This is a genomic window from Sphingopyxis panaciterrulae, from assembly GCF_014199295.1.
Classification (GTDB): Bacteria; Pseudomonadota; Alphaproteobacteria; order Sphingomonadales; family Sphingomonadaceae; genus Sphingopyxis; species Sphingopyxis panaciterrulae.
Window position 1 is genome coordinate 607,415 of record NZ_JACIJH010000001.1, and the last position, 20,333, is coordinate 627,747.

At 68.1% G+C, this 20,333-nt stretch carries 21 protein-coding genes and 1 pseudogene; 15 read left to right on the forward strand and 7 right to left on the reverse strand.

The genetic code is table 11. From position 1 onward, the window contains the following. The first annotated feature begins 16 nt into the window (after positions 1-16). Genes hemB through FHR21_RS02910 form a run of 3 tightly spaced genes read left to right on the forward strand, consistent with a single transcriptional unit; the run spans position 17 to position 3,832 of the window. Positions 17-1,015, forward strand: coding sequence for a porphobilinogen synthase (gene hemB, locus FHR21_RS02900; protein ID WP_184095102.1), 999 nt, complete (start codon positions 17-19; stop codon positions 1,013-1,015). A 13-nt stretch (positions 1,016-1,028) separates the two neighbouring features. Continuing rightward, positions 1,029-3,278, forward strand: a complete 2,250-nt coding sequence (locus FHR21_RS02905; protein WP_338113034.1) for a spermidine synthase — start codon at positions 1,029-1,031, stop codon at positions 3,276-3,278. Then, positions 3,275-3,832, forward strand: a complete 558-nt coding sequence (locus tag FHR21_RS02910; protein WP_184095104.1) for a gamma carbonic anhydrase family protein — start codon at positions 3,275-3,277, stop codon at positions 3,830-3,832. The genes FHR21_RS02905 and FHR21_RS02910 overlap by 4 nt, the downstream gene beginning before the upstream one ends. A gap of 79 nt (positions 3,833-3,911) precedes the next feature. Here FHR21_RS02910 and FHR21_RS02915 read toward each other — a convergent pair whose 3' ends face one another. The 5 genes from FHR21_RS02915 to FHR21_RS02935 all read right to left on the reverse strand — a co-directional run bounded on the left by FHR21_RS02915 (position 3,912) and on the right by FHR21_RS02935 (position 9,318). Further along, on the reverse strand, positions 3,912-4,574 hold the full coding sequence (locus FHR21_RS02915) for an inner membrane-spanning protein YciB (RefSeq protein ID WP_184095106.1): 663 nt from the start codon (positions 4,572-4,574) through the stop codon (positions 3,912-3,914). Beyond that, the gene (ftsY, locus tag FHR21_RS02920; protein WP_184095108.1) at positions 4,571-5,497 is read right to left on the reverse strand and encodes a signal recognition particle-docking protein FtsY; all 927 of its coding nucleotides are present in this window, start codon (positions 5,495-5,497) and stop codon (positions 4,571-4,573) included. Before ftsY ends, FHR21_RS02915 begins: the two co-directional genes overlap by 4 nt. Beyond that, complete coding sequence (locus tag FHR21_RS02925) at positions 5,494-6,792, reverse strand: MiaB/RimO family radical SAM methylthiotransferase (protein ID WP_184095110.1); 1,299 nt, start codon at positions 6,790-6,792, stop codon at positions 5,494-5,496. Before FHR21_RS02925 ends, ftsY begins: the two co-directional genes overlap by 4 nt. After that, positions 6,789-7,595, reverse strand: a complete 807-nt coding sequence (gene dapF / locus FHR21_RS02930) for a diaminopimelate epimerase (RefSeq protein ID WP_184095112.1) — start codon at positions 7,593-7,595, stop codon at positions 6,789-6,791. The genes FHR21_RS02925 and dapF overlap by 4 nt, the downstream gene beginning before the upstream one ends. Before the next feature lie 82 nt (positions 7,596-7,677). Beyond that, positions 7,678-9,318 carry a putative bifunctional diguanylate cyclase/phosphodiesterase gene (locus FHR21_RS02935; RefSeq protein WP_184095114.1) on the reverse strand — a complete coding sequence of 547 codons (1,641 nt, stop codon included), beginning with the start codon at positions 9,316-9,318 and terminating at the stop codon, positions 7,678-7,680. A gap of 308 nt (positions 9,319-9,626) precedes the next feature. Between FHR21_RS02935 and ffh the strand changes: the two genes are divergently transcribed. The 5 genes and pseudogenes from ffh to FHR21_RS02965 all read left to right on the forward strand — a co-directional run bounded on the left by ffh (position 9,627) and on the right by FHR21_RS02965 (position 13,189). After that, entirely contained in the window at positions 9,627-11,096 is a 1,470-nt protein-coding gene (ffh, locus tag FHR21_RS02940; protein ID WP_184095116.1) for a signal recognition particle protein, read from the forward strand. Between the two features lie 90 nt (positions 11,097-11,186). After that, positions 11,187-11,642, forward strand: a pseudogene (rpsP, locus tag FHR21_RS02945) (30S ribosomal protein S16); the annotation flags it as partial. Positions 11,643-12,020: 378 nt separating this feature from the next. Then, a complete protein-coding gene (gene rimM / locus FHR21_RS02955) occupies positions 12,021-12,503 on the forward strand; it encodes a ribosome maturation factor RimM (protein WP_221234993.1) in 483 nt (160 codons plus the stop codon). A gap of 30 nt (positions 12,504-12,533) precedes the next feature. After that, a complete protein-coding gene (locus tag FHR21_RS02960; RefSeq protein WP_184095120.1) occupies positions 12,534-12,815 on the forward strand; it encodes an AbrB/MazE/SpoVT family DNA-binding domain-containing protein in 282 nt (93 codons plus the stop codon). Further along, a complete protein-coding gene (locus FHR21_RS02965) occupies positions 12,812-13,189 on the forward strand; it encodes a PIN domain-containing protein (protein ID WP_184095566.1) in 378 nt (125 codons plus the stop codon). Before FHR21_RS02960 ends, FHR21_RS02965 begins: the two co-directional genes overlap by 4 nt. A gap of 21 nt (positions 13,190-13,210) precedes the next feature. On the opposite strand, the gene FHR21_RS02970 is transcribed toward FHR21_RS02965, so the two are convergent. Continuing rightward, a complete protein-coding gene (locus FHR21_RS02970) occupies positions 13,211-13,369 on the reverse strand; it encodes a hypothetical protein (RefSeq protein WP_184095122.1) in 159 nt (52 codons plus the stop codon). Positions 13,370-13,473: 104 nt separating this feature from the next. Here FHR21_RS02970 and FHR21_RS02975 point away from each other — a divergent pair, with 104 nt between their 5' ends. From FHR21_RS02975 to FHR21_RS03005, 7 genes are all read left to right on the forward strand, one after another. Further along, entirely contained in the window at positions 13,474-14,391 is a 918-nt protein-coding gene (locus tag FHR21_RS02975; protein ID WP_184095124.1) for a LysR substrate-binding domain-containing protein, read from the forward strand. Then, entirely contained in the window at positions 14,388-15,134 is a 747-nt protein-coding gene (trmD, locus tag FHR21_RS02980) for a tRNA (guanosine(37)-N1)-methyltransferase TrmD (protein ID WP_184095568.1), read from the forward strand. The genes FHR21_RS02975 and trmD overlap by 4 nt, the downstream gene beginning before the upstream one ends. Further along, a complete protein-coding gene (gene rplS, locus FHR21_RS02985; protein WP_095388457.1) occupies positions 15,131-15,508 on the forward strand; it encodes a 50S ribosomal protein L19 in 378 nt (125 codons plus the stop codon). Before trmD ends, rplS begins: the two co-directional genes overlap by 4 nt. 110 nt (positions 15,509-15,618) lie before the next feature. Next, on the forward strand, positions 15,619-16,644 hold the full coding sequence (locus tag FHR21_RS02990; RefSeq protein WP_184095126.1) for an aspartate-semialdehyde dehydrogenase: 1,026 nt from the start codon (positions 15,619-15,621) through the stop codon (positions 16,642-16,644). A gap of 162 nt (positions 16,645-16,806) precedes the next feature. Further along, positions 16,807-17,427 carry a DUF2238 domain-containing protein gene (locus FHR21_RS02995; RefSeq protein ID WP_184095128.1) on the forward strand — a complete coding sequence of 207 codons (621 nt, stop codon included), beginning with the start codon at positions 16,807-16,809 and terminating at the stop codon, positions 17,425-17,427. Positions 17,428-17,460: 33 nt separating this feature from the next. Beyond that, positions 17,461-18,195 (forward strand): DUF4336 domain-containing protein, encoded by a 735-nt coding sequence (locus tag FHR21_RS03000; protein ID WP_184095131.1) that lies wholly within the window; start codon positions 17,461-17,463, stop codon positions 18,193-18,195. A 64-nt stretch (positions 18,196-18,259) separates the two neighbouring features. Continuing rightward, the gene (locus FHR21_RS03005; RefSeq protein WP_184095132.1) at positions 18,260-18,685 is read left to right on the forward strand and encodes a GFA family protein; all 426 of its coding nucleotides are present in this window, start codon (positions 18,260-18,262) and stop codon (positions 18,683-18,685) included. A 35-nt stretch (positions 18,686-18,720) separates the two neighbouring features. Here the strand turns inward: FHR21_RS03005 and FHR21_RS03010 are convergent, their stop codons facing one another. After that, a complete protein-coding gene (locus FHR21_RS03010) occupies positions 18,721-20,313 on the reverse strand; it encodes a DHA2 family efflux MFS transporter permease subunit (RefSeq protein WP_184095134.1) in 1,593 nt (530 codons plus the stop codon). Positions 20,314-20,333: the final 20 nt, after the last annotated feature.

Here is a 20,333-nt window from a genome sequence, read left to right on the forward strand (position 1 = left end):
CGGCTATGGACGCGCCATGACTCATGCCGCTTTCCCCGACCTGCGCCTGCGGCGCACCCGCCGCACCGGCTGGAGCCGCGCGATGGTGCGCGAGCATCGCCTGACCCCGTCGAACCTGATCTGGCCGCTGTTCGTCTGCGACGGCAGCGGTGCCGAGGAACCGGTCGCGAGCTTGCCGGGCGTGTCGCGCTGGTCGGTCGATCTGGCCGTTCAGCGCGCGAAGGACGCGGTCGCGGCGGGCATCCCCTGCCTCGCGCTCTTTCCCTATACCCAGGCCGAACGGCGCAGCGACGACGGGGCGGAGGCGCTCAATCCCGACAATCTGATGTGCCGCGCGGTGGCGGCGATCAAGGATGCGTGCGGCGATGATATCGGCGTCCTGACCGACGTCGCGCTCGACCCCTATACCAGCCACGGGCAGGACGGACTGCTCGATGCCGGCGGCTATGTCGTCAACGACGAGACGGTCGAGGTGCTGGTCGAACAGGCGCTCAACCAGGCGCGCGCGGGCGCCGACATCATCGCGCCCAGCGACATGATGGACGGCCGCGTCGGCGCGATCCGCGAGGCGCTGGAGGTCGAGGGGTTCGGCCATGTCCAGATCATGGCCTATTCGGCCAAATATGCCTCGGCCTTCTATGGTCCGTTCCGCGACGCGGTCGGCTCGCGCGGGCTGCTGAAGGGGGACAAGAAGACCTATCAGATGGACCCCGCCAATGTCGAAGAGGCGCTGCGCGAGGTCGAGCAGGACCTGGCCGAGGGCGCCGACAGCGTGATGGTGAAGCCCGGCCTGCCCTATCTCGACGTCGTGCGCGCGGTGAAGGATGCCTTCGCGGTGCCGGTCTACGCCTATCAGGTGTCGGGCGAATATGCGATGATCGAGGCCGCGGTGGCCGCCGGGGCGGGGGAGCGCGACGCGCTCGTCCTCGAAACCCTGCTCGCCTTCCGCCGCGCGGGCGCCTCGGGCGTCCTGACCTATCACGCGCTCCACGCGGCGCGGCTGCTGAACGCCTGAGGATCGGCCGCCGGTGACCGCCGCCTCGCCGCGCCGCTGGCTGTTCGTGCTGACGATCCTCGTCGGCAGTTTCCTGCTCTTCCTCGTCCAGCCGCTCGTCGCGCGGATGGTGCTGCCGCGGCTCGGCGGCGCGCCCATGGTGTGGAACAGCGCGATGCTTGTCTATCAGGCTCTGCTGCTCGGCGGCTATGCCTATGCGCACTGGCTCGGGCGCTTCGCGATCCGGCGGCAGGCGGCGATCCATCTCGCGCTGCTGCTCGTCGCGGCGCTGTGGCTGCCGATCGGCATCGCGCAGATCGCGCCGCCGGCGCCGGGGCAGGAGGTGCTGTGGGTGCCGCTGCTGCTCACCGCGTCGATCGGTCCCGTCTTCTTTGCGGTCGCCGCGCAGGCGCCGCTGATGCAGCGCTGGTTCGCCGCCGATGCGCGCGCCGGTGATCCCTATATCCTCTATGCTGCCTCGAACCTCGGCAGCTTCGCGGGGCTTATCAGCTATCCCGCGATCGTCGAACCGAGCCTGCCGCTCGCGGCGCAAAGCTGGGGCTGGACCGCGGGCTATGTGCTGCTGGTCCTTCTCGTCGCGGCGAGCGCGGCGGCGCGCTGGCGCGACACGGCACTGCCGACGGAGGCAGCGGGCGCATCCGACGAGCCGCGCCCCGACCGGCGGCGCTGCCTCCACTGGCTGCTGATCGCGGCGGTGCCGTCGGGGCTGATGCTGTCGACGACGACGCATCTGACCACCGACATCTTCGCCATGCCCCTGCTGTGGGTGCTGCCGCTCGGCCTCTATCTCCTCAGCTTCGTCATCGCCTTTTCGACCGCCGAGCGGGTGACGATGATCGTCACCTTCATGGCGCCGCCGGTGCTGCTCGGGGTCGGCGGCCTGTCGCTGCTCAGCTCGGGCGGCGGGTCGATGCTGATAGCGCTCGCCAGCCTGGTGATGCTGTTCGTCGTCTCGACCGCGCTGCACGGCTATCTCTATCATCTGCGCCCCGCGCCGCGGTACCTGACGCTCTTTTATCTGGTGCTGTCGGCGGGCGGGGTGCTCGGCGGGCTGTTCGCGGCGCTGGTCGCGCCGCTGCTGTTCGACTGGGTTTATGAGCATCCGCTGCTCATCCTGGCCGCGGCGCTGCTGCTGCCGCTGCCCAGGCTGGTTCCGTGGGACAGCGCCTTCGTGCTGTCGCCTCGCCGCGCCCAGATTGTCGTCGCGGCGCTCGTCGCCGTCGCCGCTTTTGCGACATGGCGTCTGGCCGCGGACTGGACCGGGCGGTTCGAGGGGGCGGCGATCGGGTGGAGCGCCGCGATCTTCACGATCGGGCTGTTCGTGATCGGCTGGCGCTGGGCCTTCATCCTCGTCCTGGCGCTGCTGATGCTCGGCATCGGCGGCTGGGACACGGTGAAGGAAAGCTTCACCGACATGCGCGTCCGCAGCTATTTCGGCGTCTATACCGTCACTGACGACCCGTGGCGCCACCAGCGCCGGCTTGCGCACGGCACGACGCTGCACGGGCTGCAGCGCACCGACGCCGGGCACGAATATGAACCCACGACCTATTATGGCCCCCAGTCGGGGGTCGGGCTGGCGCTCGGCGCCGCCGACCGGCTCGCGGGGCCGGATGCGGCGATCGGCATCGTCGGGCTGGGGTCGGGGACGCTCTCCTGCTATCGTCGGCCGGGGCAGCGCTGGACGATCTTCGAGATCGACCCGGCAATGGTGCGGATTGCGCGCGATCCTGCCAAATTCACCTTCCTCGCCCATTGCGCGCCGGGCGTGCCGATCGTCCTCGGCGATGCGCGGCTCGAACTGGCGAAGCAGCCGCCGGGGCGTTTCGACATATTGGTCATCGACGCCTTTTCGTCGGACGCGATCCCGCTCCACCTGCTGACTAGGGAAGCGGTCGGCATCTATGCCCGCGTGCTGAAGCCCGACGGCATCCTGCTGATCCACATTTCCAACCGTTTCTTCGACCTCGAACCCGTGCTGGCGGCCGAGGCGAAGGCGCGCGGCTGGTCGGCGGCGATCCGTATGGACCCGGGGCCACCGCGGGAGGATGGCAATCTGACCGGATCGAACTGGGTCGCGCTGACCGCGACGCCGCAGCGGCTGACCGAGTTGACCGGCGGTATCCGGCCGCGCGGGCAGGCGCAGGACAACGGCGCCTGGGTACCGCTTGAGGAACGGCTGGGGTTCGAGCGCTGGACCGACGACTATGCCTCGACGCTGCCGGTGCTTTTATGGAATCATGTTATCGGAGGCCGTGAATGACGCGTAGCGACATTTCTATCATCAGCGTGAACGGCAAGACGCCGCAGATCGACCCGAGCGCCTTCATCGCGCCCGGTTGCCGCATCATCGGCGACGTGGTCATCGGACCCGACGTCAGCATCTGGTACAATTGCGTGCTGCGCGCGGACGTCAGCCACATTCGCGTCGGCGCGCGCAGCAACATTCAGGACGGCAGCATCGTTCATTGCGACGGCCCGATGCCGCACCGGCCGGAGGGCTATCCGACGATCATCGGCGAGGATGTGCTGATCGGCCATCTGGCGATGGTCCACGGCTGCACGCTCGCCGACCGGGCGTTTGTGGGCCTCAAGGCGACGGTGATGAACGGTTGCCGCATCGGCAGCGACGCGATGCTCGCGGCGGGCGCGCTGCTGACCGAGCACAAGGAAATCCCCTCGCGCGAGCTATGGGCCGGCGCGCCCGCGCGCCGCGTGCGCGAGATCGACGACGCACAGGCGGCGGGGATGCAGGCCGGGGTCGCGCATTATGTGCTCAACGGGCGGATGCACAAGGCGGCGGTGGAGCAAGAATAATCGTCGCCCCCGCGAAGGCGGGGGCCGCTGGCAGCTCGGCGCTATGCCGATGGCGGCCCCGCCTTCGCGGGGACGACGGCTATTTCTCTTCGCCCTCCGGCACCGCCAGCCCGTTCTTCAGCATCACCGGCAATTGGGTCAGCGTGAAGAGGAAGGAGAGGGCGGTGACGCCCCATACCTTGATTGTCAGCCAGAGGTCGAAGCTCATCCGCCCCGCCTCGATCAGTTCGTACATGACATGATTGGCGATGCCGAGCGCGGCGAAGAACAGGCCCCAGTTACGCGACAGCGCGAGCCAGCCCTTTTCGGTCACCCCGTCGAGCGCCGATTGCAGCAGATATTTGAGCATCGGCTTTTTAAACGCCCAGCCGCCGAGCAGCAGGACCGCAAAGGCGGCATAAATGATCGTCGGCTTCATCACGATAAAGCGCTCGTCGTGGAACCAGACGGTCAGCGCGCCGAAGCCGAGGACGAGGATTCCCGACATCCACAGCATCGGGGATATCTTGCCGAGCTTCCACTTCGACACCGCCATCGCGATGACGATCGCGACCATGAAGGCGAGCGTGCCCTTGATCGCGCCGGTCGTCGCCGCGAAGGCGCCGGTGCCGCCCGAGGTGAATTTATAGGTCAGGAAGAAGACGAGCAGCGGCCCGAAATCGATCGCGAAGTTCAGCCAGCCATGCTTGGCGGGCGGCGGCGCGGGGACGGGCTCGGGGCCGCCGGGGAGGACGTCGCTCATCTTATGTTTCCTGCAATGATGCCCGCGATCTCGTCGGCGTCGAAGGGGCGAAGGTCGTCGATCGTCTCGCCGATGCCGATCGCGTGGATCGGCAGGCCGTGCCGCTCGGCCGCGGCGACGAGGACGCCGCCGCGCGCGGTGCCGTCGAGCTTGGTCATGACGAGGCCGGTGACCCCCGCGACCTCGCGGAACACGTCGATCTGCGACAGCGCATTCTGCCCCGTTGTCGCGTCGAGGACGAGCACCACGTCGTGCGGCGCCGCGGGGTTGAGGCGGCCGAGCACGCGCTTGATCTTGGCGAGTTCGTCCATCAGCTCGCGCTTGTTCTGAAGGCGGCCGGCGGTGTCGACGATCAGCACGTCGATGCCGGTCGCGGTCGCCTGCTTCACCGCGTCGAAGACGATGCCCGCGGCGTCGCCGCCCTCGGGTCCCGCCATGATCGGCACGCCCAGCCGTTCGGCCCAGACCTTCAATTGCCCGATCGCGGCAGCGCGGAAGGTGTCGCCCGCGACGAGCATCACGCCATAATCCTGTTCCTGGAACAGATGCGCGAGCTTGGCGATCGTCGTCGTCTTGCCCGATCCGTTGACCCCGATGACCAGGATCACCTGCGGGCGCGGAAAGGCGTCGACCTCCAGCGGCTCGGCGACCGGGCGCAGGACCGCGGCGATTTCGTCGGCGACGATCTTTCGTAGCTCCTCTGTCCCGCCTGCGACCGCATCGCGCCGCGCGGCGAGCCGCTCGCGGATGCGCGCGGCCATGGCGGGGCCGAGATCGGCGGTGATCAGCGCCTCCTCGATCCGGTCGAGATCGTCGTCGTCGAGCCGCGCCTTGCCGGTCAGCCCGGCGAGATTCTCGCCCAGCCGCTCCGACGTGCGCTTGAGCCCGCCGAACAGCCGCTCGCTCCAGCTCGCGCCGCTCATGCCGCGGTCCTTCCGGCGATCATCCGCTCGCCGTCGCGCGCGCCGATCCGCACGGGGAGGATGCTCTCCGGCGCGGCGGGGGCGGTTAGCGCCAGCGCGGCGAAATTCTCACCATGGCCGGTGAGCCCGTCGCGCTCGACCAGCATCTGCGTCGTTCGGCCTGCCTGCGCGTCCATCCACGCATGGCGCCGCCGCGCATTGGCGTCGCGCAGGACCGCTGCGCGCTCGCGCGCGACGGCGCGGCCGACCTGCGGCATCCGCGCGGCAGGGGTGCCGGCGCGCGGGCTGTAGGGAAAGATATGGCCGAAGACGATGTCGGCATCGTCGATCAGGGCCAGGCTGTTGGCGAACATCGTGTCATCCTCGGTCGGAAATCCGGCGATCAGGTCGGCGCCGATCGCGATGGCGGGACGCGCGGCCTTCAGCCGTTCGACCAGCCGCACCGCGTCGGCGCGGCGGTGGCGGCGCTTCATCCGCGTCAGCACCATGTCGTCGCCCGCCTGCAGCGACAGATGGACGTGCGGCATCACCCGCGCTTCCTCCGTCAACAGCGCGAACAGCGCGTCGTCGACCCGGTCGGGGTCGAGCGACGAGAGGCGGAGGCGCTCGACGGGCAGCGCCAGCAGCGCCTCGACCAGCGCGGCGAGACTGGTGCCGCTGTCGTCGCCATAGCTGGCGAGGTCGACCCCGGTCAGCACGACCTCGCGCTGGCCGCGGGTCAGCGCCGTGCGGGCGGCGTCGACCACGGCTTCGATGGTCGCCGACCGCGCAGCCCCGCGCGCGCGCACCGTGGCGCAGAAGGTGCAAGCGTGTGAGCAGCCGGTCTGGACGCCGAGGAAGGCGCGGGCGTGGTCGGCGCCGGAGAGGGCGGGGGCGTAAGGCAGGGAGGAACGACCCTTCGACAAGCTCAGGGCGAACGGCGAAGGAATTGCACCGTCATCCAAATCCGTTCGTGCCGGGCTTGTCGAAGCACCGTTCTTTTCTTTGAGGCGATAACTCTCGGCCAGCCCCTTGGCATCGTTCGCTACCACCCGCGCGCCCATATCGACAAAGCGCTCGGCTTCCAGCTCCGCCGCGCATCCGGTTACCACGACATGCGCGCCCGGCCGCTCGCGCAGCGCACGGCGCACCGCCTGCCGCGCCTGCCGCACGGCCTCGTCGGTCACCGCGCAGCTATTGAAGACGATGGTGTCGGCCGCGCCCGCGCGCAGCGCCGCGGCGCGCACGGCCTCGCCCTCGGCGATGTTGAGCCGGCAGCCGAAATTGACGACCTCGACGCCCGCGGCACCGCTCATCCGAAGCGCGCCCAGTCGGTTTCGCCGTCGAACACGCGCGTCGCGGCGCCGCTCATCACGATCGGCTGGCCCTCGGCCCAGCGGATGACCAGGTCGCCGCCGGGCAGCGAGACGGTGACCGGCGAGGCGACCAACCCGGCGCGGATCGCGGCCACCGCGGTCGCGCAGGCGCCGGTGCCGCACGCCTGGGTCAGCCCGACGCCGCGTTCCCAGACGCGCAGTTGCAGCTGATTCTCGCCGTCGAGGCTCGCGACATTGACGTTGACGCGCTCGGGAAACAGCGGGTCGGTCTCGATCCGCGAGCCCAGGTCGGCGAGCGCGACGGCGTCGGCCTCGGGCACGAAGAAGATGATGTGCGGATTGCCGACATTGACCGCCGCGCCGTGCTCCAGCTCGTCCCACGCGACCGGCATGTCGCGCGTGTCCATCGGCATCGCGAGCGGGATGCGCTCCCAGTCGAAGACCGGCTCGCCCAGCGTCACCTCAGCGCCGCCGTCGGCCGGGGTCACGCGCAGCATGCCGCCCAGCGTCTCGATCACCGCGGGCTGGCCGATCAGCGTCGCGACGCAGCGCGTGGCGTTGCCGCACGCCTCGACCTCGCCGCCATCGGCGTTGAAGATGCGCATCTTCACGTCCGCCTTGGCCGAGGGTTCGAGCAGGATGAGCTGGTCGCAGCCGATGCCGTGGCGGCGGTCGGCGATCGCATGGGCGCGCGCCGGCGTCATCTCGACCGCGCTCTCGCGCGCGTCGATCACGACGAAGTCGTTGCCGAGGCCGTGCATCTTGGTGAAGCGATCCGCCATGGGGCGCATTTAGGGGGGCGCGGCGGCGAAGTCTAGCGAAGTGGCTCTGTAAGCCCCTCCTCTGAAGATGAGGGGAAGGGGATCAGCCGGCCTTGCGCTGCCACTCGGTGTCCGCCGCCGGGCTGCTCTCGCGGGGCGTCTGCGGCGCCCGCAGCAGGCCGCGCTCGGCAAGCATGTCCGCGGCGTCCGCGGCCGACATCGCGCGGCCATAGAACCAGCCCTGGCCCTTCGCGCAGCCGAGGCGGGTGAGTTCGATCGCGGTCGCCTCGTCCTCGACGCCCTCGGCGGTGATCGGCATGGCGAGGCTTTCGCCGAGGCGGATGATCGCGACGACGATCGCGCGGGCGTCGGCGCTGCCGCGCATCGCGGCGATGAAGCTGCGGTCGATCTTGATCCGGTCGAAGGGCAGCGCGCGCAGATGCGACAGCGAGCTGTAGCCGGTGCCGAAATCGTCGAGGCTGAGCGACACGCCCTGATTCTTGAGGCTGGTGACGATCGAGCGGACCAGCGGCAGATTCTCGAACAGCGAGCTTTCGGTGATCTCGACCTCGAACTGACTTGGCGGGAAGCCGGTCTCGACCAGCAGCTTGATCAGCTTCTGGCTGAACCAGGGGTCCTTGAGCTGCTGCGGCGAGATGTTGACCGCCAGCGTGATCGACGGGTCCCAGCCCTTGGCGACTTCGAGCGCGGCGCGAACGACGTGCAGCGACAGTTCGCCGATCAGCCCGCTTTCCTCGGCGATCGGGATGAAGCGTTCGGGCGGGATCATCCCATGTTCGGGCGAATCCCAGCGCATCAGCATCTCGAACCCCATCAGCCGGCCGGTGGCGATGTCGACCTGCGGCTCGAAATAGGGGATGAACTCGCCGCGCGGCATGCCGGCGCGAATCCCGGTCTCGATCTGGTTGCGCGCCTGCACGGCCATTTCCATGCCGGTTTCGAACCAGATATGGCGGTTCCGGCCCTTTTCCTTGCAATGATACATGGCGATGTCGGCCTGACGGACCAGCGTGTCCATCGTCACGCCCGCGTCGGCGGCGAGCGCGATGCCGAGCGAGCCGCCGATGCGGATCTGCTGCGCATCGCTCGCCACCGGGGCCTCCAGCGTCGCGACGAGCTGCGCCGCCAGCGCGTCGATGTCGGCGCGCGCTACGGGCTCGAAGGCGAGCATGGCGACGAATTCGTCGCCGCCCAGCCGCGCCTTGGTCGCGCTCGGCGGCAGGATGGCCGAGATGCGCTCGGCGGCGATCTGCAGCACACGGTCGCCGGCGATATGGCCGTGGATGTCGTTGACGGTCTTGAAATGGTCGAGATCGAGCAGGAACAGCGCAACCTGGCGCCCTTTCGCCGTCGCCTCGGCGATCAGCGCCTGTCCGGCGTTCAGCAGCGCGCGGCGGTTGAGAAAGCCGGTCAGCGGATCGGTGTCGGCCAACCAGCGCGCGCGCTTCTCGGCCTCGGTGCGCTCGCGCACCTCGCGGTTCAGATCGTCGTAGCGCCGCCAGCCGAAGAGGAGCAGGGCGATGTTCAGGATCAGCGCCACGGCCAGCATCCGGTCGGTGCCGCCGCCGAGTCCCGACAGGGTGCGGATGACCGATTGCATCACGGCGCCGCCGTTGCCGATGAACAGCAGGATGGCGGCGACGACGATGCCGCCCGCGACGATATCGCGCCGCGCCCCTTCGCTGCGATCCCATTGTTTCGGTACGGCCGGTTCGGCGGTCATATAGGCAGTCCCCCACTGTGGAGCGCCTTTTGCACCGGCACCGGTGAAATTTGCGTTAAGTGCGTTGCCGAGGGGGGACGGGGAGGGATGTCGAACTTTCCAGAGCCAGACGGTGGCACGACCCGCTACCGCGCGGCTTGCCTTTGCCCGCGCTTTCGCGTAAGGGCGCGCGGGTTCGTCGGCATGATGCGGGCGGACGCATACGACATCCGCGACGGAGACTCTGTCCACGGATAGCCGCTGGTTGGCGAGGTTTCGCTCACCGGCGTCTTTTGCGTTGCGGCCTGTCAGAAGGGATTTGAAGGCCAATGTTCGACAGTCTGAGCAATCGGCTTGGCGATGTGTTCGGGAAGCTCCGCGGCCGCGGTGCGCTGACCGAGGCCGACGTGCGCGCCGCAATGCGCGAGGTACGAATCGCCTTGCTGGAGGCCGACGTCGCGCTGCCCGTCGTGCGCAGCTTCGTCGATCAGGTCACCGAACTCGCGGTCGGCCAGAATGTCCTGCGTTCGGTCACGCCGGGGCAGCAGGTGGTCAAGATCGTCAGTGACGCGCTGACCGAGATGCTCGGCTCCGAAGCCGCCGATCTCGACCTCAATGTCGCGCCGCCGGCGGTGATCATGATGGTCGGGCTTCAGGGCTCGGGCAAGACCACGACCACCGCGAAGATCGCGAAGCGGCTGAAGGACAAGGAGCGCAAGAAGGTGCTGATGGCGTCGCTCGACGTCAATCGCCCCGCCGCGCAGGAACAACTCGCCGTGCTCGGCCAGCAGATCGACGTCGCGACCTTGCCGATCGTCGCCGGGCAGCAGCCGGTCGAGATCGCGCAGCGCGCGGCGCAGGCCGCGAAGCTCCAGGGCTATGACGTGCTGATGCTCGACACCGCGGGTCGCCTCCACGTCGACCAGCAACTGATGGACGAGATGCAGGCGGTCTCGCGCACCGCGAATCCGGCCGAGACCCTGCTCGTCGTCGACAGCCTGACCGGACAGGACGCGGTGCAGGTCGCGCAGCGCTTCACCGAACAGGTACCGCTGACCGGTGTCGTCCTCACCCGCCTCGACGGCGACGCGCGCGGCGGCGCCGCGCTGTCGATGCGCGCCGTCACCGGCAAGCCGATCAAGTTCGCGGGCACGGGCGAGAAGCTCGACGGGCTCGAACTCTTTCAGCCCTCGCGCATCGCGGGCCGCATCCTCGGCATGGGCGACGTCGTCAGCCTCGTCGAACGCGCCGCCGAGACGATTCAGGCCGAAGAGGCCGAGGCGATGGCGAAGAAGATGGCGAAGGGTCAGTTCGACCTCGACGATCTTCGCACGCAATTGAACCAGATGCGCCGCATGGGCGGCATCGGGGCGCTCGCCGGCATGATCCCCGGCCTCAAGAAGGCGCAGGCGGCGATGGCGACCAGCGGCGCCGACGACAAGATGCTGATTCACTTTGACGCGATCATGGGGTCGATGACCCCCAAGGAGCGCGCGAAGCCCGACCTGATCAATGCGAAGCGCAAGATCCGCATCGCCAACGGGTCGGGCACGACGGTGCAACAGGTGAACAAGGTGCTCAAGATGCACCAGGAAATGTCCACCGCGATGAAGCGCATCCGCAAGATGGGCGGGCTCAAGGGCCTCGGCGCGCTGTTCGGGCGCGGCGGCGGCATTCCTGGCATGGGCGGCGGTCTTGGCGGAGGCGGAATGGGCGGCGGCGGTCCAGCCGGCCTTCCCGGCCTCGGCGGCGGGGCGATCCCGCCCGAGCTCGCCAATCTGATGAACAAGAAGAAGTGACGGCCCCCACAGGCCGTCATCCCCGCGAAGGCGGGGATCCAGAGTTTACGAAGACCCAGTTTGAATTGAATTAGAAAGAAGGACTAGATCATGGCTACCTCCATTCGCCTTTCGCGCGGCGGTTCGAAAAAGCGCCCCTATTACAAGATCGTCGTCGCCGATTCGCGCAGCCCGCGCGATGGCCGCTTCATCGAGCGCATCGGCAGCTACAACCCGCTGCTCGGCAAGGACAATCCGGAACGCGTGAAGCTCGACGCCGAGCGCGCGCAGCACTGGCTGAGCGTCGGCGCGCAGCCCAGCGACCGCGTCGCCCGCTTCCTCGACGCCGCCGGCATCAAGGAACGCGCCGCGCGCAACAACCCCAACAAGGGCGTCCCGGGCGAGAAGGCCAAGGAACGCGCCGAGGAAAAGGCGCAGAAGCTGGTTGACGCTGAAGAAGCCGCCGCGGCCGCTGCCGCCGCTCCGGCGCCCGAACCCGAAGCAGCCGAGGAAGCCGCTCCCGAAGTGGCCGCTGAAGAAGCGCCCGCCGCCGAGGAAGCTGCTGTTCCCGCAGCCGCGGAATCGGATGCGACCGGTTCGGTGAAGAGCGAAGCGACCGCCGAAGCCGTCGCCGACGCGGTGGCCGAGGAGGTTCCCGCCGAAGCGACCGCCGAAGACGCGACCGCGATTGCCGAGGAAGTCGCCGAAGGCGGCCCGGTGGCCGAAGAAGCTCCCGCTGCCGAAGATGCGCCTGCCGCCGAAGAAGTTCCGGCCGAAGAAGCTGGCGAAGAAAAGGCCGAAGGCTAAGGCATGCCTCCCCCCTCCCCTTCAGGGGAGGGGCCGGGGGTGGGGGCTCGCAGACGAGCGCCTACGCCCGCTACCCTCCACCCCAACCCCTCCCCTGAAGGGGAGGGGCTTGAGAATCGTGCGAACCGCCCCGTCACCCTGGCCGCCATCGCCGGCGCGCACGGGGTGCGGGGCGAGGTGCGGCTCAAGCTGTTCGGCGAAGGCGCGGACGCCCTCCGCGCCTTTTCCGTTTTCGACGCAGGCGCCCGCAAGCTGACGCTGAAATCGGTGCGCCCCGCGAACCAAGGCGCGGTGGCGATCTTCGCCGAGATCACCGACCGCGCCGCCGCGGAGGCGCTGCGCGGGACCGTTCTTACCGTTCCGCGCTCGGCCCTGCCGCCGCTCGGCCCCGGCGAATATTATCATCACGACCTGATCGGTCTCGCCTGCACCTCGACCGCGGGCGAGGCGCTGGGAACCGTCGTCGCGGTCGAGAATTTCGGCGCCGGCGACATCCTCGAGATCGAACGCCCCCCCGAACCCGGCAAGAAACCGGCGCGCTTCATGGTGCCGATGATCCCGCAAGCGGTGCCCGAATGGAGCGACGCGGGGGTCCTGATTGACGCGGCCTTCGTCGAATAGTATATACATTTTGTATATACGGAGCGTGCCATGACCAAGGAATATCGAGCGAAAGTCTTCAAATCGGGCAATTCACTGGCGCTGCGTCTGCCCAAGGCGCTCGGGCTGGAAGAAGGCACCGAAATGATCGTGCGCGAAGAGCGCGGTGAGTTCCGTTTCGAGCCCGCAGACAAGCCCAAGGCGAAGATCGACGTCAGCGGTTTCTGGGGCAAGGCGCCGTGGTTGAAGATTCCTCCGCGCGAAGATTTCGAGGAGCGGCCGAGCACGGTCGCAGCGCGCAAGGCCGCCGAGGAAGCGGCAAAGAAGGGGTGATCCGCTACCTCATCGATGCCGATTGCGCGATTTATGCGATGACGGCGCGCTACGAACCGCTGCGCACGCGGCTCACTGCATGCGCGCCGGGCGACGTCGCCATTTCGGCGATCAGCTTCGCCGAGATCGCCTTGGGGAGCGAGCAGGGGAGACCGCCGCTACCTGAGGTTCTAGAGGCTTTTCTCGCGGCCATCCCCCTCGTTCCTTTCGATGAGTCCGCGGCGCGGGCCTATTCGAAACTCCCCTTCCGACGCGCGCGCTTCGACCGCTTGCTGGCGGCCCATGCGCTGAGCCTGGATGTCGTGGTTATCACCAACAACGAAGGCGATTTCGCCGATGTGCCAGGGCTCCGCATCGAGAATTGGACGCGGTAATCCGGGCTTTGGCTAATTTTCTCACACGCCGATGCGCCGGCGGACGTCGGTGTCGGGGGCGTCCCGGCGGCGGCGCAGCCGCGCGATCGCACCAGCGATCTGCGCGAAGCCGCGGTCGAGGTCGGCGCTGAAGCGGCCGTGATTTTCGGCCCAGCCGCGCATCCACATTTCGTCGATCATCGATTGTCTCCTGCCGGGGTGCGTGCCGCTCAAATGCGCCCTGCGGAGCGGATCGGCCAACAAAAGCTTTGCGGCACGACATAAGGCTGCCTTATAGATCTTCCATGTCCAGACTGCCGCCCCTTGCCGCGATCCGTGCCTTCGAATCGGCCGGAAGGCTGGAAAACTTCTCGCGTGCCGCTGAAGAGTTAGGGATGACGCAGGCCGCGGTCAGCTATCAGATCCGCCAATTGGAGGATCGACTCGGTCGCGCGCTGTTCGTGCGCGAGAAGGGGCGGGTGCGGCTGTCGGAGACGGGGCAGCGGCTGCTTCCCGCGATCCGCGCCGCCTTCGCCTCGATGGGCGACGCCTTCGCGGCGCTCGGCGATGACGAGGCGGAGGTGCTGACGATCAACGCCGCGGTGACCTTCGGCGGCACCTGGCTCAGCGCGCGCATCGGGCGCTTCCAGCTTCGCTACCCCGACCTCGCGGTGCGGCTCTCGATGTCGAACGACTATGTCGATTTCGACGCGTCGAACGTCGACGTCGCGATCCGTATCGGCCGCGGCGGCTGGCCGGGGCTGCGCGCCGATTTCCTGTTCCGCAGCCATGTGACGCCGATCTGCTCGCCCGCCTTTCGCGACGCCAACCGGATCGCGGCGCCCGCCGACCTGCTCCGCGTCGAGCGTCTCGCGCCGAACGACGGCTGGTGGGCCGGCTGGCTCGCCGAGGCCGGGGTCGACGTCGCGCCGCCGCCGCGTCGCGGGGTCGTGCTCGACAGCCAGCTTCAGGAGGCGAGCGCGGTGCAGGGCGGCTATGGCATCGCCTTGATGACCCCGCTGCTGTGGCGCGCCGAGCTCGACAGCGGGCGGATGGTCCAGCCTTTCGACACGCTCTACCAGCCCGGCGGCGCCAACTGGCTCGTCTATCGCGAGGGCCGCAGCCGCGTGCGCAAGATCGAACGCTTCCGCGAATGGCTGCACGAGGAGATGGAAAAGGATCGTCCCCTGCTCCCCGAGGCGCTATGGCGGCCGCTGCCATGAGCTTCACCGCCGTCCCCCTGACCCTTTATCCCGACATGTTTCCCGGTCCGCTGGGGCACAGCATGGCGGGGCGTGCGCTCGAAAGCGGCCTGTGGTCGTGCGCGCCGGTGCAGATCCGCGACTTCGCGACCGACCGGCACCGCACCGTCGACGACACGCCCGCGGGCGGCGGCGCGGGGATGGTGCTCAAGGCCGACGTGCTGGGCCGCGCGATCGACCATGCGGCGGCCGCGCATCCGGGGCTTCCCCTGCTCGCGATGACGCCGCGCGGCGCGCCGATCACCCAGGCCCGCGTGCGCGCGCTCGCGACGGGTCCCGGGGCGATCATCCTGTGCGGCCGTTTCGAGGGATTCGACGAGCGCATCTTCGACGCGCGCCCCATCGAACAGCTCTCGATGGGCGACATCATCCTGTCGGGCGGGGAGATGGCGGCGCTATTGCTGCTCGACGCTTGCATTCGGCTGCTTCCCGGCGTAATGGGCGCGGCTTCTAGCGGAGACGACGAATCGTTCGAACACGGTCTGATCGAATATCCGCATTATACCCGACCTGTGACATGGGAAGGGCGCACGATCCCCGAAGTGCTGCGATCGGGGGATCATGCGAAGATCGCCGCCTGGCGGAAACAAAGGGCGGAAGAGGACACACGGTTACGCAGGCCGGACCTTTGGGAGCGCCATGAGGGCGCTCGGGACCGACCTGCCTCTGGCGCGCGGCAACAGAAGAAGGACAAGAGGCCATGAACCTCATCCAGACGATCGAAGCCGAAGAAATCGCCAAGGCCGGCAAAGAGATTCCGACGTTCCGTCCCGGCGACACGCTGCGCGTCGGCGTGCGCGTCGTCGAAGGCGAGCGCACCCGCGTCCAGAATTTCGAGGGCGTGTGCATCGCCCGCTCGAACAAGGGCATGGGCTCGAACTTCACCGTGCGCAAATTGTCGTTCGGCGAAGGCGTCGAGCGCGTCTTCCCGCTCTATTCGCCGAACATCGACAGCATTACCGTCGTCCGCAAGGGCGCCGTCCGTCGTGCGAAGCTCTATTATCTGCGGGGCCGCACCGGTAAATCGGCGCGTATTGCGGAGCGCCGCGAATACCGGTCGGAAGCCGGCGAAGGCTAAGGAGAGCTTCTCCACACCAAAGCCGAAACAGCTTTCCAAAACGACCGGTTCCGCCAACAGGCAGAGCCGGTCGTTTTTCGTTTCAGACACCAGCATCAAAGGACAAATTCATGGGTTACCGGATCGTCGTCGCGGGTGCGACGGGCAATGTCGGACGCGAAGTCCTCGCCATCCTCGCCGAGCGCGAATTCCCGATCGCCGAACTCGCGGCGGTCGCCTCGTCGCGCAGCCAGGGCGAAGAGATCGAGATCGGCGACACCGGCCGCACCGTGAAATGCCAGAATATCGAGAATTTCGACTGGGCTGGCTGGGACATGGCAATCTTCGCCATCGGCAGCGACGCGACCGCGATCCACGCGCCCAGGGCCGCGGCGGCGGGCTGCACCGTGATCGACAATTCGTCGCTCTATCGGATGGACCCCGACGTGCCGCTGATCGTGCCCGAGGTGAACCCCGACGCGATCGACGGCTATACGGCGAAGAACATCATCGCCAACCCGAACTGCTCGACCGCGCAGATGGTCGTCGCGCTGAAGCCGCTGCACGATGCGGCGGGCGTCAAGCGCGTCATCGTCTCGACCTATCAGTCGGTGTCGGGCGCCGGCAAGGCGGGTATGGACGAGCTGTGGAACCAGACGCGCCAGATCTTCGTCGGCGACGAAAAGGACGTGCAGAAGTTCACCAAGCAGATCGCCTTCAACGTCATCCCGCACATCGACAAGTTCCTCGACGACGGTTCGACCAAGGAGGAATGGAAGATGGTGGTCGAGACCAAGAAGATTCTCGATCCTAAGGTCAAGGTCACCGCGACCTGCGTCCGTGTCCCGGTCTTCGTCGGCCACTCGGAATCGGTGAACGTCGAGTTCGATAAGGAATTGTCGGCCGAGCAGGCGCAGGACATCCTGCGCGAGGCGCCCGGCGTGATGCTCGTCGACAAGCGCGAGGACGGCGGTTACGTCACCCCGGTCGAATGCGTCGGCGACTATGCGACCTTCGTGTCGCGCGTCCGCGACGACAGCACGGTCGATAACGGCCTCGCCTTCTGGTGTGTGTCCGACAACCTCCGCAAGGGCGCGGCGCTCAACGCGGTGCAGATCGCCGAACTGCTCGGCCGCCGGCACCTGAAGAAGGGCTGAATTTTATTCACCCCTCCTCTTCAGAGGAGGGGCAGCGAGACTTGCGTGCTTGCGCGCTAGTCGCAGCGGGGTGGTGTTCCTGCACCGGCGTCCACCACCCCAACCCCCCTTTCTGAAGAGGAGGGGCTTAAATGCGCCGATGGGAACGGTTAGGGGAAGGCCATGCTCGCCGCCATCCCCCGCCCCCAGCGCCTTCTTCTCGGCCTACTCCTCGCGCTGCTGCTGCTTGCGCAGATCGACCAGCCCTATCCCGCCATCGCGCCGCTCCAGCATATCCCGACCGCGCTGCTGCTGCTTCTATCGCCGTGGCTGCTGCGCCGCTGGCCGCTCTCGACCCCGGCGCTGTTCTGCATCGTCCTGTTCCTCGCGCTGCACACGCTCGGCGGGCGCTATACCTACAGCAACGTCCCCTATGACGATTGGGCGCGCACGCTGACGGGAGCGAGCCTGTCCGACATCTTCGGCTGGACGCGCAACCATTACGACCGTCTCGTCCATTTCGCCTTCGGCCTGCTGTCGGTCGTGCCGGTGGCAGAGATCGCGCGGCGCCACGGCGGGCTGTCGCGGCGCGGCGCGATGCTCGCGGTCGTCGGCTGGGTGCTGTCGGTCTCCTGCCTCTACGAGATTTTCGAGTGGCTGCTCGCCATCGTCGCGGGCGGCGAGACGGCCGAGCGCTACAACGGGCAGCAGGGCGACCCATGGGACGCGCAAAAGGACATGGCGCTTGCAGCGCTGGGCGCGCTTGTCGTCATCGCGCTGCCGCGCGGACGGGCGGATATTTGAACCGTCGCCCGCTTTGCTGATAGGCTGAACGCCATGTCCAGCTTCGTCCCCTATGCGCCGCTCGATGTTCCCAAACCGTTCGGCGAGCGGCTCTGGATCGTCGATGGGCCGGAAATCCGCATGGATTACGGCCCGGCGTCGATCCCCTTTCCGACGCGGATGACGGTGGCGCGACTGGACGACGGGCGGCTGTGGCTGCATTCGCCGATCGCGCCCGACGCGGCGTTGTTCGACGCCATCGATGCGCTCGGCGAGGTCGCGTGGCTCGTCGCGCCGAACAGCCTCCATTACTGGTATGTCGCCGACTGGCAGCACCGCTATCCCGGCGCCCGGACGCTCGCGGTCCCCGGCCTCGCCGCCAAGGCGAAGCGCGCGTTCCGGATCGACGCGACCGTCGGCGAAGACGAGGCCGCGCTTCCGGGCGGCATCGCGGCGGTGCTGGTGCCGGGGACCGCCGTGACCGAGGCGGTGTTTCATCACCGCGCGTCGCGCACCGTGATCCTGACCGACCTGATCGAGAATTTCGAGCCGGCGCGCATCCGCAGCCGATTGCTGCGCTGGCTCGTCCGCCTGTCGGGCGCGGCGCATCCGCACGGCAAGGCGCCGATCGACTTGCGCCTGACCTTTCGCCCGGCGCGGCGGCGCGTCCGCGCGGCGGTCGCGGAAATACTGGCCTGGGATTGCGAGCGCGTCGTCATGGCGCACGGCCTGCCCTATGCGGAGGGCGGCGCCGCCGAACTGCGCCGCGCCTTCGCCTGGGCGACGTAGCGCGCGGCCGCCCGACGCAATCGGTCGCTGGGCTTGCCCGGCCGGGGGTGATAGGATTCATCCCATGGAACGGGACGCCTCCTGCCATTGCGGCAAGCTGATCCTTCGGTGCCGGGGCGAGCCCGCCAAGGTTTCGCTTTGCCATTGCATGGACTGCCAGCGGCGAACCGGGTCGCTGTTCAGCGTCGCGGCCTTCTTTCCGCGGTCGGACGTGGCTCTGGTGGCGGGCGCGGCGGAATGCTTTCGCCGTCCTTCGGCGAGCGGTTTCGACGTCGCCTTTCATTTCTGCCCCACATGCGGATCGTCGCTGTGGTGGGAGCCCGACCGCCTGCCGCATTTGGTCGGGGTCGCGGCGGGCGCCTTTGCCGATCCCGGCTTCCCGATGCCCGAGCAGGCGGTGTGGTGCGACGACCGGCACCCGTGGCTCGAACTGCCGGCCGCGATCGCCGCTCACGCCCGAAACCCGGCGCAGACCGCGCTGTCCGAGTGAGTTCCTTCGCCCTGTCCCGCTGATGCGAGAAGCGGTCAGTGTCCCATGTCGGCGGCGGAGGCCGTGGGGCCGCCGGGCGCGGGCGGGCGCAGCAGGATGACGAGGGGAACGGAGATCAGCGTCACCCACATCATCGCCCAGAAATCGTCGATATAGGCGACCATCGCCGCCTGCCGGTTCACCTCGGCATTGAGCATCGCCATCGCGGCCCCGCCGAGCGATCCGAGGCGGTCTGAGGTGGATGGATCGATCAGCGCGATCGAACTGCTGGTGATATGCGCGACCAGATCCTCATGGCTTCGCTGGGTGTTCGAGCCGAGCAGCGTCGTCACCACCGAGATGCCGACCGACGCGCCGACGCTGCGCACCAGGTTGAGCAGACTCGCCCCGTCGGTCCGGTAGGTGGGGCCGAGCGTCGCAAAGGCCATGGTGTTGAGCGGGATGAAGATCAGCCCCATCCCGAGCCCCTGCACCAGCCCGCTGACGATCACCGGCCAGGTGCCCATCATCAGCGACCAGTGGCTCATCTGCCACAGCGAATAGGCGGCGATAATCAGGCCGCTGCCGACCAGCCAGCGCGCGTCGATCCTGCCGATCAACTGCCCCGCGATCCACATGCTCATAAAGATTCCGACCCCGCGCACGGCGAGCACCCAGCCGGTGTCGATCACCGGCCAGTCGAACAGCCGCTGGAGCATCGGGGGCAGCAGCGCCATCGACGAGAACATGACGATGCCGATCACGACCATGAAGCCGAGCGAGGTCAGAAGGTTGCGGTCGGCGAGCATCTTGCGGTCGAACAGCGTGTTGCGCCCCGTCAGCAGATGGATGAGGAACATCCACAGGCACGCGACGGCGACGCCGGTTTCGATCCAGATCTCCATGCTGTGGAACCAGTCCTGCTGGGCGCCACGGTCGAGCATCAACTGGAGCGAGGCAAGGCCGAGCGCGAGCATCGAGAAACCGAACAGGTCGAACTTGCGGTCGCGGCGCCCGGTCGCGGGCAGCAACGCCCACATCAGCGCCAATGTCGCAAGCCCGACCGGCAGGTTGACATAGAAGACCCAGCGCCAGTTGACCGACTCGGTCAGCCAGCCGCCCAGGATCGGCCCCAGGATCGGCCCGACCATGATCCCCATCCCCCAGATCGACATCGCGCGCGCGTGCCGCTCGGGCGGGTTGATGTCGAGCATCACCGATTGCGACAGCGGCCCGATGAAGGCGGCGCTGATCCCCTGGATGAAGCGGAAGGCGACCATTTCCTCCAGATTCTGGGCCGCGCCGCATGCCATCGAGGCGATGATGAAACCGATCACCGCGCTCAGGAACAGCCTGCGGCGGCCGATGCGGTCGGCGAGCCAGCCGGTGATCGGCATCGCGACCGCCGAGGCGATGATATAGCTGGTGAGCACCCAGTTCACCGTCTCGCTCGTCGCGCCCAGGCTCGACTGCATGTGCGGGATCGCGACGTTGGCGATCGTCGTGTCGAGGATCTGCATCACCGACGCGCCCATGACCGCGACGGTCAGCAGGCCGCGATAGCGCACCTGCTCGTGAAGCGGTAGGTCGTCGCTGACGACCGTCGCTGCGGGCGCGGCGCGGCGGCGGGGAAAGGCGCGACTCGCCATCAGGACTCTCGGCCCTCTAC

Excerpts from the sequence above, each read along its gene's own strand:
- hemB (WP_184095102.1), top strand. The coding sequence starts at position 17 with ATGACTCATGCCGCTTTCCCCGACCTGCGCCTGCGGCGCACCCGCCGC.
- FHR21_RS02910 (WP_184095104.1), top strand. The coding sequence starts at position 3,275 with ATGACGCGTAGCGACATTTCTATCATCAGCGTGAACGGCAAGACGCCG.
- FHR21_RS02915 (WP_184095106.1), bottom strand. The coding sequence starts at position 4,574 with ATGAGCGACGTCCTCCCCGGCGGCCCCGAGCCCGTCCCCGCGCCGCCG.
- ftsY (WP_184095108.1), bottom strand. The coding sequence starts at position 5,497 with ATGAGCGGCGCGAGCTGGAGCGAGCGGCTGTTCGGCGGGCTCAAGCGC.
- FHR21_RS02925 (WP_184095110.1), bottom strand. The coding sequence starts at position 6,792 with ATGAGCGGTGCCGCGGGCGTCGAGGTCGTCAATTTCGGCTGCCGGCTC.
- dapF (WP_184095112.1), bottom strand. The coding sequence starts at position 7,595 with ATGGCGGATCGCTTCACCAAGATGCACGGCCTCGGCAACGACTTCGTC.
- FHR21_RS02935 (WP_184095114.1), bottom strand. The coding sequence starts at position 9,318 with ATGACCGCCGAACCGGCCGTACCGAAACAATGGGATCGCAGCGAAGGG.
- ffh (WP_184095116.1), top strand. The coding sequence starts at position 9,627 with ATGTTCGACAGTCTGAGCAATCGGCTTGGCGATGTGTTCGGGAAGCTC.
- FHR21_RS02960 (WP_184095120.1), top strand. The coding sequence starts at position 12,534 with ATGACCAAGGAATATCGAGCGAAAGTCTTCAAATCGGGCAATTCACTG.
- FHR21_RS02970 (WP_184095122.1), bottom strand. The coding sequence starts at position 13,369 with ATGATCGACGAAATGTGGATGCGCGGCTGGGCCGAAAATCACGGCCGC.
- FHR21_RS02975 (WP_184095124.1), top strand. The coding sequence starts at position 13,474 with ATGTCCAGACTGCCGCCCCTTGCCGCGATCCGTGCCTTCGAATCGGCC.
- trmD (WP_184095568.1), top strand. The coding sequence starts at position 14,388 with ATGAGCTTCACCGCCGTCCCCCTGACCCTTTATCCCGACATGTTTCCC.
- rplS (WP_095388457.1), top strand. The coding sequence starts at position 15,131 with ATGAACCTCATCCAGACGATCGAAGCCGAAGAAATCGCCAAGGCCGGC.
- FHR21_RS02990 (WP_184095126.1), top strand. The coding sequence starts at position 15,619 with ATGGGTTACCGGATCGTCGTCGCGGGTGCGACGGGCAATGTCGGACGC.
- FHR21_RS02995 (WP_184095128.1), top strand. The coding sequence starts at position 16,807 with ATGCTCGCCGCCATCCCCCGCCCCCAGCGCCTTCTTCTCGGCCTACTC.
- FHR21_RS03000 (WP_184095131.1), top strand. The coding sequence starts at position 17,461 with ATGTCCAGCTTCGTCCCCTATGCGCCGCTCGATGTTCCCAAACCGTTC.
- FHR21_RS03005 (WP_184095132.1), top strand. The coding sequence starts at position 18,260 with ATGGAACGGGACGCCTCCTGCCATTGCGGCAAGCTGATCCTTCGGTGC.
- FHR21_RS03010 (WP_184095134.1), bottom strand. The coding sequence starts at position 20,313 with ATGGCGAGTCGCGCCTTTCCCCGCCGCCGCGCCGCGCCCGCAGCGACG.